This window comes from Mycobacterium sp. DL99 (assembly GCF_004762045.1).
Lineage (GTDB): Bacteria > Actinomycetota > Actinomycetes > Mycobacteriales > Mycobacteriaceae > Mycobacterium.
In genome coordinates, this window is the sequence record NZ_SJOM01000007.1 from 1269672 (window position 1) to 1280792 (window position 11121).

An 11121-nucleotide genomic window follows, 5' to 3' on the forward strand; every position below is an offset into this window, starting at 1 on the left:
TATTGCAGACGTAAGTCTCGTTTGTTTGATACTGGTGGGAGCTAGGCCGCTGTGTAAGAAGCCAAAAATTGGTCAGTGCTGTTGCAGCAGCGAGCGGCCGCGTTTGCGCAGCTCGTCAACGCTGGTGACGCCGAGAAGTGCCAGAGTCCGGCTGAATTGATCCGACAACAGCCCGATCGCCTTGTCGACACCGGCTCCGCCGCCGGCGACCAGACCCCACAAGTAGGGGCGGCCGATGAACGCCGCATCGGCGCCCAGGGCCAGGGCGGTGGCGATGTCGGCGCCGTGGCGCACCCCGGAGTCGACGAAGATGGCGAAGTCTGAGCCGGCAGCGTCGCGTACGGGTGCAACGAGATCGATTGGCGCGACCGTACGGTCGAGTTGGCGACCGCCGTGGTTGGACAGGTGCACTCCGTCGATGCCCAGATCGTGGGCGCGGATGGCGTCCTCCGGGCCGAGCGGACCTTTAAGCACCACGGGTCCGGGCCACAGATCGCGGATGCGAGCCAGGTCTTGCCACGACACCGATGGGTCGAACTGCTTGGTGATGTTCTCGATGGTGTAGCCCTCGCCGCCGGTGCCACTGGTGACGTTGGCGAACTCCAGTGCCGGGCTGGCCAGCATCTTCGTCCAGTACCCCGGGCGCAGGCCGATGTCGACGAGACCCTTGAGGGTCATCTGCGGGGGGATTGTCAGGCCGTTGCGCACGTCGCGGACCCGGTAGCCCGAGACGGCGGTGTCGACGGCGATCTCCAGTACCCGGTAACCGGCGGAGGCTGCGCGCGTCACCAGTTGCGCGGTGAGGTCGCGGTCCTTCCAGATGTACAGCTGAAACCATCGGTCGGTGTCGCCGGCTCCGCGATGAGCGGCCAAGTCCTCCAGGGAGGTCGAGGCCATCGTGGACAGCACATAGGGGATCCCGGCGCGGCCGGCGGCGCCGGCGACCGCGGGCTCGCCCAGAGCCGAGATCATCCGTGTGTAGCCGGTGGGTGCCAGACCCAGCGGCATTGTGCTGTGTTGGCCGAGCAGTGTGGTCGATGTATCGACGTTGGCGACGTCGATCAGCACGCTGGGGGTGAACTGCCAGCGCCGGAAGGCCGCGACGTTGTTGGCCAGACTCAGTTCTTCGTCGGCGCCCCCGTCGACGTAGTCGGCAACGGGGCGTGGCAGTCGTCGGCGCGAAAGCCGGTGCAGATCCTCGATGGTCCTGCAGGCGTCCAGCCGGGCGGTGCGGCGATCGATTTGTGGCGGCTTGACCTGAATGAGGGCGCGTACCTCGCGGGCCTTCATGCCGGTGTGGCTTCCTGTTCGTCGGCCATCGCGTCGGCCTGCGGGCTAGGCGTGGACGGGATGGCGTAGGTGGGTTCGGGGTAGTTGGCGCGTGTCGGGAATTTCTTCATGAGGAAGATGTAGAGGCCGCCGGCAATGAAGATGCCGAGGATCCAGGAGATGTCGGCGCCGCCAAGCGCAGTGGCGATCGGGCCGGTGTAGAAGGGGCTGGCGATGAACGGGATCTCGACAATGATGCCGACAAGGTAGGCGGTCATCGCGCGCCAGTCCACACCGCCGTAGTGCCCGTGCGGCTTGAACATGTCGTCGATGCTGTAGCGCTCCTTGCGTATGACGTAGAAGTCGGCCAAGTTGATCGAGGTCCACGGGATCAGGAAGTAAGCCAGCAGCAGGATGAAGTTGCTGAAGTTGATCAGGAAGTTGTCCTTGCCGAGGATGCCGATCGTCGTGGCCACCGCGGCCACGGCCACGATCAGCCCCACGCGCATCGACGGGGAAACCTTCATCTTGAACACCGAGTTGAGCACCGTGCTGGTCGACATGAACATGCCGTAGACGTTCAGGGAGTTCACTCCGATGACGCCGGCGATGATGATCAGGAAGAACAACGCGTGCCACCCGGCAGCCTGGGCGACGATGAAGTCCACCGATCCGCCATCGAATGCATCGGCGGCGACGGCGGTCGCGGTGGCGCCGAAGGCGAACATGAACGTCGTCGACAGCACCGCGCCGGCGTAGGTGTACCAGAATGCGGCGCGTACCGAGGTGTCGGCGGGCAGGTAGCGCGAATAGTCGGCAACGTAGGGTGCGTACGTCAGCTGCCAGGTGGCCGCGATCGCGGCGGCGGCCAGGAACAGCGCCCAGGAGAAGTCGTTCATCGTCCATACCGCGGCGAGGTCGTTGGCCGTCACCAGCCGGTAGCTCAGATAGAGGAAGGCCAGGCCGCTGATCACCGAGAGCCATTTCTCGGCGGCGTGAATAAGGCGGTACCCGACGATGGCCAGCGTGGCGGTGACGACCACGACGACGATGATCGAGGCGTCGATATTGACGCCGGTCAGGCTGGAGAAGGCGGCTCCGCCCTGCACGGCGGTGGTGGCGAAGTAGCCGATGTACATCAGGAGCACCAGAATGAGCGGCAGCACGGCACCGTAGAAGCCGAACTGGGCGCGCGACTGGATCATCTGCGGAATGCCGAGGATGGGGCCTTGCGCGGAATGCAGGGCCATGAAGACCGCGCCGATGAGGTTGCCGACCAGGCTAGCCAGCAGCGCCCACGGTAGCGACAGGCCGATGGCGACGGAGATGGCGCCGGCGGCGATCGCGGTGACTTGCAGGTTGGCGCCAAACCAAAGGGTGAACAGGCTGCGGACCCGTCCGTGTCGCTCGTGATGAGGCACGTACTCGATCGAGCGCTGCTCGGGGTTGAGGATGGACATGGTGTGTGGTCCCTTCGGTGCGCCCGCGGGCTATCGGGGAAGTGGTGTGAAAAGGCAAGTGGGATAGCACAATTTGAGTTGTGGGAGAGGTGACCTCCGTGAGCCGCGGGGAGGACCGGGCCGGGCTCACGGAGGTCGGCCTGTCAGTGCCGGTTCAGTCGGCGGGTGACGGCGAACTCGTGGGCGGGGAAGCCCTCGTGGCGGGTGAAGGCGATCACCGTGTCCGACATCCGTTTGAGCGCCTCGGGCGTGGACTTTGCCACAGCGGTGCGCTTGCGGAAGGCGTCGGCGGTGACGCCGCTGCTGACCTTGGCGTAGCCGCTGGTGGGCAGCGCGGCGGGGCAGCCGATGATGAAGTTGGCCATCGACACCGTGGTGTGTTGACCGATAAGGATTTCTCCGGCATCCACCAGCAGGTCCAGGGCGTGGTCTTCGTCGCGGACGGCGATCTGCATGTGCTCGGGGGCGAACGCGTTGGCGACTTCGGCGGATTCCTCGACTGATGTGGTCAGGACGGCGCCGCCGTTCTTGCCCAGTGCCTGACGGGCGTACTCGGCGCGGTTGTCGGGCAGATCGAGCAGCTGCTTGGCGACCTCGACCTGGACCGCGTCGATGAGGGCCTGGCTGTCGGTGACGAACACGCTCGTGGAATCGGCGCCGTGCTCGGCCTCGTTGAGCAGGTCGGCGGCCAGCAGGTACGGGTCAGCGGAGTCGTCGGCCAGGATCAGTGACTCGCTGGGACCCAGCAGCATCACGCTGACGGTGCCGTAGCGCTGCACCTCGACCTGGGCGCAGGTGACCGGCGGGCTGCCAGGTCCGCAGACCTTGTGGACCTGCGGCACGCTCTCGGTGCCGAACGCCAATGCGGCGATACCGGCCGGACCGTTGGCGCGGAACACGTCGTGGATGCCCAATTCGTCGGCCACGACCAGAACGGCCGGGTCGACCTCTCCGTCCCCGCCGGGGATGGGCGGCACGACCACGGCGATCTTCTGCACACCTGCCACCACCGCTGGGGCGCCCAGCTGAGCCATCACCGACGGGTAGGAGCCCTTGCCGCTGGGCACGAACAACCCGGCGCTGGCGATCGGGGTCACCTTCTCGCCGACCATCAGACCCGGCTCGCTTTCGAAGCTCCAGTCGCCGTGAGCGGTGAGCTGTTCGTTGAACGACTTCAGGTGTGCCAGGAGGTCCCGGATCGCGGTGAGCAGTTCGGGGCTGATCTTCTCCCGTGCCGCGGCGAATTCTTCGGGCGAAACCCGGATGCGATCCGGGGTGATGGAGATCTTGTCCCATTTTTCCAGGGCGCGGATCAGGCCGGCGTCACCGTTCTGGCGGACGTCTTCGATGATTTCCAACACGCCTTCGCGCAGGTTGGGGTCGAAGATCTTGGCGCTGCCGCGGTCGATGAGATCGGCCCGGTCTGCGGTCGACATCTCCTGCCAGAGGCCGCGCTCGAGGATGGGGCGGTCGGTTGACATGTGCATGACTCCCATTGGTTCGGTGACTGTAGGTGAGGCAAGCGTCACACTCGCCGCACGTCTTGTATACGAGACATTGATCTGTAATGCAAGACTCGACGACGGATCGGGGAACATTCTGAAGGGGTTGGAATGCGGCGGGACGCGAACCGCCAGGCGCGCGCCGGATGCGCGGGCCTGGCGGGCAACAGCGTCGTCTAGATGTTGCTGGCCCCGGCGATCGGAATAGTCGCACCGCTGAGGAACGGGGCCTGGTTGGCGAGCAGGAAGGCCACGGTGGCGCCGATGTCGGCGGCTTCGCCGAATCTGCCCGCCGGTATGCGGGCCAGCAGCTCAGCCCGGACCTGTGGATCGTCGAGGTACTGGGCGGTCATGTTGGTGCGGAAATAACCCGGGCACACGCACGTGACGCACAGGCCGTCGGTACTCCACTCCTGGGCCAAGGTGCTCGCCAGCGCGGCCGCGGCGGCCTTGCTGGCGTTGTAGTCGGCGAAGTGCGCTTCGGGTCGCATCGCGTTGACCGAGGCGTTGACGACGATGGCCCCCGGCCGGGTCAGGACGCGGTGCGCGGCCTGGGCTCCGTGCAGGATGCCGAGCACGTTGACGTCGAGTACCCGGCGAAAGGTCGCAGGATCAAGCTGCTCGGCGGGTTTACCCTCCCCGTCGATCCCGGCATTCAGGAAAACTCCGTCGAGCCCTCCGAACGCTGTCGCGGCGTCGTCAAACGTCTGATGGACGGCCGCGGCATCCGCGGCATCGCAGATGCTGCCGCCGGCAGCGCCACGTCCGAGGGCGGCGGCGACGGACTGTTCGCTGGTACCGGTCACCCACACCTGGTGGCCTTCGGCGCTGAGGTACTGGGCGCACATGTCGCCGATGCCGCTGGTGCCGCCGGTGATCAGGTAGCGCCGTGGAGTGGTCATGCGGTGCACCGAATCAGGACTTTGATGGCTTCTCGCATGCCACCGTCGGTCATGAAGGACGGGATCTCGGCGAGGTCGACGGTGTGGGTGACGATGGCGTTGTACCGCTCGGGCTTCTCGGCGAGGGCGGCGAGCGCCTCGTCGACGTGGTGGTCGTCGAATCCGACGCTGCCCACGACGTGCAGGCTGTGCTCGACGATTGTGGCCGGCAACACGGTGGCCGATGCGTGGCCCAGCGCGATGAGCAGAATGGAGCCGCCGAACGCGGTGGCGGCGATGGCGGTCTCCAAAGAGCCGTCATAACCTGCGGCATCGATCACCACGGAGTACCGGTCCGTCCCGGTCAGTACTCCGACGCGAGCACCCTGGGTGTGCGCCAGCTCGGCGCGTAGGGCGTTCGGCTCGACCACGGTGACGGCGGCGTGCGGCCACCGGCGTGCGACCTCGGCGTGGGCCAGCGCCCCGATCGGACCGTAACCGAGAATGCCCACGGTCTCGGGGTGGTCGACGGGAATCTGGTCGATGGCGCACATGACGACGGCCAGCGGCTCGGCCAGCACGGCATCGGCCGTGCTCAGACCGGGCGGCACGCGATAGAGGCTGTCGCCGGGGATCACCATGGCCCCGGCGTAGCCGCCAGGTCGGGCTTCGCCGAGCCATTGGAGATCCTCGGCCAAGCGGTCGGATTGCTGGCGGCCATCGACGACACGACACGGTATCCGTGAATCGGCCACCACCGCTTCGCCCGCGGCGAAGCTCGCATGCCGCGACTGGCGCACCCGCCCGGCCACTTCGTGCCCCAACGTGGCCGGCCAGTAGGCCACCCAGTCACCCGTCTGCAGCACGTGCAGGTCCGATCCGCAGATCCCGGCATAGTCGACGTCAACGAGGACGTCACCGTCGGCCAGGTCGGTCAGCTCGCGCGTGCCGACGCTCAGGGACAAGTTCTCGCCCAATAGCAAGGCTGTGGTTTGCGCCGGCCCGCCACCGGGATCTGTGATCCAAGACATGAGTCTTGATTACCAGACTCGGGGGCAAAGTGGAATGGCAAAGTGGAATAGCGTGCCCGGCGATGGTCAGGCGAGGCCGGAGGCGCCTCCATCGCCCGGCGCCTCATTCACCCGCGCGCCGAAGCTTTCCGAGAAGTCTGCTGCGGTAGCGACCACCGTCTTGGTGATCTCGGCAGCCTGTTCGGCTGTCTTGGTGGCCGACATGTACGCCACGCCGAGTGCCGCGACAGCGCGGCCGTCGCGAGTGAGCACGGGGCTGGCGATGCAGTCAATACCTGAGGTGGTGGTGCCCTGTTCGTGGGCGTAGCCGTGGGCGCGCACCTCGTGGAGCACCTCGCGCAGCGCCGACAACGAGGTTGGCCCCTCGCCTGTGCGCGACTGCCAGGCGTAGCCGTCATACAGCGTCGAGAGCTGCTCGACATCCAGACGGCTGAGGATGGCCCGGCCCACCGCGGTCAAATGTGCCGGTAGCCGCGAACCGACCTCGGTCACCAGTCGAACGCCGGGTGTCAGGGGCTCGCGCTTGTCCAGGTAGATGACGTCGGTGCCCTGCAGTACGGCGAGGTGTGATGTTTCGTTGACAGCATTGGTCAAGGCGAGCATGTAGCGCTGGCCGGCGCGATGTAGTGGTCCTGACCGCATATAGGACGCGCCAACCTCGAAGGCCGACACGCCCAGAGTCCAGGCTCGTTGATCGGGCCAGTACGAGACGAAGCGGCGTTCCCGCATGACGTTGAGCAGATGGTGGGTGGTGCTTTTCGGCAGGGACAGCGTCTCCGCGATCTCCATGGTCGCCATCGGAACTCCTCGTCGCGCAAGCAAGTCCAGCACGTCCATGACGCGCTCAGCTGACTTCACGCGACTTGCCGTGGCCACAGCCCGTCCCCCTCTCGCCCCTAGTCGTCTCGGATACAAGACAACAATCTGTGGTAATAGGTTAGCCGACCTGGGCTCTGGCCCGTTCCCGGTGAATGAGCCCACCAAGTTCTAGAGTCCTGAGCGCGATTCACAGCTCACCCATAAGGCCAAGAGAGCGCTTAGCTAGCCCCTCGCCCTACGTTGACCTCGCTCGAACCGATTCGTGGTTCGACGAAGCCGCAAGGAGGCGGTGAAGATGAGCCCAATCAGGATGCGGTTCAGCGGCTTAGGTGTCGTAGCGGCTGCGCTGGCATCGTCGATCAGCAAAACGCAATCGACGAGTCGATGACGGCTGGGAACAACTAACGGATCTGGCACTTTGTGACTACCGACCGATCACCGATCTTGCGCCGGCCAGATTGGTTGTCGCCTGGTCGCAGCAGTCCCGCTCCACTGCGGTCGCCGCATTCGTCAACTCTGCGACCGCCGTTGCCGCACGCGCACGAGGAGACAAACCACTCTCAAGGTCGTGGTGACCTGACAGTCTCTGTCCCAGGGGCCGCTCGTACCGGGGTTGCCGTCGCTCAGGCGTGGCGGTGAAATGCTGCCCCGGGGGCCTGATTGGTTTCAGCGGCCGCGCAGCCGTGGCTGATAATCGACTCGACACCGTCGGGAGAATCGACGTCATGACCGCGCACCACCACGTCGCCGACCACAAGCTGGTGAACTTCGCCAGCCACATCGACGACAACACCATCGAGCAGGCGAAGCAGACCGCCTCGATGCCGTTCGTGCATCCCCATGTCGCGCTGATGCCGGATGCTCACAGCGGCAAGGGGTCAGCCGTCGGCACGGTGATCCCGACCATTGACGCCGTGATCCCGGCCGCGGTCGGCGTCGACATCGGCTGCGGCATGATCGCTGCCCGCACGGAATTCACCGCCGCCGATATTCAGGGCCGTGACCTGGCTGCCCTGCGTACCGCGATCGAGACGACGATTCCGCTGTCGCCTGGCAACTACAACGACACGCTCGCCCGGTTCCCGTTCACGGAGGGCCGCATCGCCGACCTCGAACACTTGGCAGGAGACGGCGGAATCGACCTCTCCCACTCACCCAAGTGGCGCGAGCAACTCGGTTCCCTCGGCGGCGGCAACCACTTCATCGAACTGTGCCTGGATCAGGACGATCGGGTGTGGCTGTTCCTGCATTCCGGTTCTCGTGGTGTGGGAAACAAGATCGCCCAGAAGCACATCAAGGTTGCGCAGAAGCTCATGAAGCGGTGGTGGATCGACCTGCCCAACCCGGACCTCGCCTACCTGCCTCAGGGCACACCGGAGTTCACCGACTATCTGCGGGAACTCAACTGGGCGCAGCGATTCGCCTTCGAGAACCGCGCCGAGATGATGGATCGTTACATGTGGGTGTTCGCCGCGTGGATGGGTTATGCCCAGTTGGACCAGCCACGTACGGCGGGCGACTTCGAGGTCGAGCGGATCAACACTCACCACAACTACACCCGCAAGGAACACCACGGTGGCCGCGATGTGTGGCTGACGCGTAAGGGTGCGATCGACGCCCACGCAGGCGTCATGGGGCTGATTCCCGGCAGCATGGGGACGCGTTCGTATGTGGTGCGCGGCAAGGGCAACCCCGCCGGCCTGTGCTCAGCGCCGCACGGTGCCGGGCGCCGGTTCTCCCGTAACGAGGCGCGTCGCCGGTTCACTGCCGACGACCTCGCACAGCGGATGCAGGGTATCGAGTACCGCCATGGCGCGGAGTGGGTCGACGAGATCCCCGACGCGTACAAGGACATCGACGTCGTCATGGCGGACGCCGCCGGCCTCATCGAAGTTGAGCATGAGCTGCGTCAGGTGCTCAACGTGAAGGGCACGTAGGTCCTGAGCTGCCAGGTCAGGGCCTACGCCCGGCAACCAGATAGGCCACGGGCAGCACACCCGAGGTGCTCAGCAGTCCGAGTGCGCTGCCCCACAACCACTTTGGTCCCTTGATCTGGTTCGCCTGGCGGCCCGCGAGGTCACGCAGCGCCCAGGCCCGCAGCCCGGCGTCGACTGCGGCCACGGCGATGACGGCCTTCTTGGCATTGGGGGACAGGTCATTCCAGCGCTTCTTGGCCACTAGGGCGTTCCTTTCGAGGAAGTGGGAGCTACGGACTGAGGGGCATCGTCGTCACCGGCGAGCCTCCGGAGCCGGAGCCGCTGCGGCTGCCGCTGTCTGAGCCACTTCCGCGACCGAAGAGTCCGCCGCCGGACGAAGACCCACCAAACGGGGAGTCACCACCAAACGGGGACTGTGGCGCCACCGTCGTGACCGGAGCCTGAGTCACCGGAGCCTGAGTCACGGGCTGTTCGACCGGGGGGGTGTACGCCGGCGCGGTGTGGGCCGGAGCCTCGATCGTCGGCTCCGACGCTTCCGTGGACGTGTGTGTCGGCGGCACGGTGGTGGTCGGCGGCGCCACCGTGGTGGTGGGCGGTGCCGTCGTCGTGGGTGGCGCGGTAGTGGTCGGCGGCGCGGTGGTCGTCGTCGGCGTTGCCGTTGTCGTCGTGGGTGGCGCAGTGGTCGTGGTCGGCGGGGCTGTCGTTGTCGTCGGCGGTGCCGTAGTGGTGGTGGGTGGTGCGGTGGTCGTGGTCGGCGGGGTCGTCGGAGGTGTCGTCGGCACCCACGTCGGCACAGTCGGCCACACAACCGGTGGAAGCGGGACCGGAATGGGCACAGGAATGGGCACAGGTACTGGAACTGGTCCCGGTGCAATCTCGACCGGAGGGGGAGCCGGCACGGCCGGCGGTGCGGCCGGCGGCACCACCGCAGGAGCCTGGTTGACCGGCTGGTTGCCGGTGTCAGAGCGCACCTTGGGCGCAGCCGGAGCGGCCGGTGGCGGGGTGAGCACCGACACGGGCAGTGCAACGGGATCCGGCTCGTGCGGCACCGGCGGAAGGTAGTTACCTGGAACGGTGTTCGCCTGCTGGGTGGGCGCGGGCTGGGCCCGCACATCGGCTGTCGGCCGGACATTGATCGCGACGGTGACGGCCAATGTGGCGAAGCTGACCACCACGAATGCCAAGGCGCTGCCCATCAGCAGCATCCGCGGCGGTGGCGGCGCGATGACGGTCGTGTAATCCGGGTCGTCTTCCTGCTCGGGGACGAACTCGTTGACCGCGTCCATGGGCATCTCGTCGGCCCAGGGCTCGTCATCGGCCGCCTGTGAGTAGGCCAGGTCCGGCCCGACGGCGGCGGCGTCCCCACGGGCGGGTGCGATCTGGGTGGCATCGGCGGCGGCAGGAGCCATTTGCGTGGCATCAGCGGCAGCTGGCGCCATCTGCGTGGCATCGGCTGCGGCGGGAGCCATTTGGGTGGCCTCCGATACAGGTGCCATCTGCGTCGCCTCGAGGGCAGGTGCCATCTGGGTGGCCGCGCCGGCCGGTGCGACATCGCCGACCAGTTGGGCCGCACCCCGGGCGATCGCGTAGCCCGCGTCCGGTGCCACCTCCACCGGTGCGGTCGAACGAAGCTCTGCCGCAACGGAATCAAGATCGAGGCGCTGTCCGACCAACAGCACGCGCCCCGGGGCTTCGCCAGCGGGTACCCGGTGCAGCACGGCTGCACACGCGGCGGCCGGCCCGGCAGTGCCGATCGGCATGGTGGCCAATGTCGTCAATGTCGACGCGGGCGTCTCGCTGCTCTGGCCGACCGTCGTCAGCGACACGGTGTCGTCATCGGCGAGCAGCAGTGCGGCGTCGGCACCTACGCTGCGCGCCAGGGCTGCGGCGGCCTCGGCTTCGGTCACCACTTCGACGTTGGGCACCCCGGCGTCGAGCACCGTCCGGCGCAACGTATCGGCGGCCGAGTCGTCGGGCACGCACAGCCGGGTCGCGGCGACCTGATTACCGGACTCGGTCACCGCGCGATAGGTGCCGATGATGGTCTCGGCCAACTCCGACATCTCGGCAACCAGGTCGTCGGGCAGATCGAGCGCGTACTGGTCCAGAACCTGGCCGCCACTCGCGGGCGAACCGATCATGGCCAAGCGCGCCACACGCCCGGTGACCGCCACCCCGAGGACTACGTCCACGGTTCCACTCCTTGCTTCGTGCATGTTGTT

General features: G+C 66.6%; 9 protein-coding genes. 1 reads left to right on the forward strand and 8 read right to left on the reverse strand.

Annotated elements, in window-relative coordinates; genetic code table 11:
* Window positions 1-72 precede the first annotated feature (72 nt).
* From EYZ64_RS06405 to EYZ64_RS06430, 6 genes are all read right to left on the reverse strand, one after another.
* Entirely contained in the window at window positions 73-1290 is a 1218-nt protein-coding gene (locus tag EYZ64_RS06405; RefSeq protein WP_135452720.1) for an alpha-hydroxy acid oxidase, read from the reverse strand.
* Window positions 1287-2729, reverse strand: coding sequence for a purine-cytosine permease family protein (locus EYZ64_RS06410; RefSeq protein ID WP_135452721.1), 1443 nt, complete (start codon window positions 2727-2729; stop codon window positions 1287-1289). Before EYZ64_RS06410 ends, EYZ64_RS06405 begins: the two co-directional genes overlap by 4 nt.
* Before the next feature lie 143 nt (window positions 2730-2872).
* The gene (gene hisD / locus EYZ64_RS06415) at window positions 2873-4210 is read right to left on the reverse strand and encodes a histidinol dehydrogenase (protein WP_167857731.1); all 1338 of its coding nucleotides are present in this window, start codon (window positions 4208-4210) and stop codon (window positions 2873-2875) included.
* Window positions 4211-4407: 197 nt separating this feature from the next.
* Window positions 4408-5133 (reverse strand): SDR family NAD(P)-dependent oxidoreductase, encoded by a 726-nt coding sequence (locus EYZ64_RS06420; protein ID WP_135452723.1) that lies wholly within the window; start codon window positions 5131-5133, stop codon window positions 4408-4410.
* Entirely contained in the window at window positions 5130-6143 is a 1014-nt protein-coding gene (locus EYZ64_RS06425) for a zinc-dependent alcohol dehydrogenase (protein ID WP_135452724.1), read from the reverse strand. The genes EYZ64_RS06420 and EYZ64_RS06425 overlap by 4 nt, the downstream gene beginning before the upstream one ends.
* 66 nt (window positions 6144-6209) lie before the next feature.
* Entirely contained in the window at window positions 6210-7019 is an 810-nt protein-coding gene (locus EYZ64_RS06430; protein ID WP_286174657.1) for an IclR family transcriptional regulator, read from the reverse strand.
* A gap of 668 nt (window positions 7020-7687) precedes the next feature.
* On the opposite strand from EYZ64_RS06430, the gene EYZ64_RS06435 reads away from it, so the two are divergent.
* The gene (locus EYZ64_RS06435; RefSeq protein ID WP_135452725.1) at window positions 7688-8899 is read left to right on the forward strand and encodes an RtcB family protein; all 1212 of its coding nucleotides are present in this window, start codon (window positions 7688-7690) and stop codon (window positions 8897-8899) included.
* A 16-nt stretch (window positions 8900-8915) separates the two neighbouring features.
* Here EYZ64_RS06435 and EYZ64_RS06440 read toward each other — a convergent pair whose 3' ends face one another.
* Entirely contained in the window at window positions 8916-9140 is a 225-nt protein-coding gene (locus tag EYZ64_RS06440) for a hypothetical protein (protein WP_135452726.1), read from the reverse strand.
* Window positions 9141-9168: 28 nt separating this feature from the next.
* On the reverse strand, window positions 9169-11091 hold the full coding sequence (locus EYZ64_RS06445) for a DUF7159 family protein (RefSeq protein WP_167857732.1): 1923 nt from the start codon (window positions 11089-11091) through the stop codon (window positions 9169-9171).
* Between the last annotated feature and the right edge of the window lie 30 nt (window positions 11092-11121).

What these genes read in the sequence shown, in the direction of transcription:
- EYZ64_RS06405 (WP_135452720.1), bottom strand. Translation starts at nt 1,290, where the DNA reads ATGAAGGCCCGCGAGGTACGCGCCCTCATTCAGGTCAAGCCGCCACAA.
- EYZ64_RS06410 (WP_135452721.1), bottom strand. Translation starts at nt 2,729, where the DNA reads ATGTCCATCCTCAACCCCGAGCAGCGCTCGATCGAGTACGTGCCTCAT.
- hisD (WP_167857731.1), bottom strand. Translation starts at nt 4,210, where the DNA reads ATGTCAACCGACCGCCCCATCCTCGAGCGCGGCCTCTGGCAGGAGATG.
- EYZ64_RS06420 (WP_135452723.1), bottom strand. Translation starts at nt 5,133, where the DNA reads ATGACCACTCCACGGCGCTACCTGATCACCGGCGGCACCAGCGGCATC.
- EYZ64_RS06425 (WP_135452724.1), bottom strand. Translation starts at nt 6,143, where the DNA reads ATGTCTTGGATCACAGATCCCGGTGGCGGGCCGGCGCAAACCACAGCC.
- EYZ64_RS06435 (WP_135452725.1), top strand. Translation starts at nt 7,688, where the DNA reads ATGACCGCGCACCACCACGTCGCCGACCACAAGCTGGTGAACTTCGCC.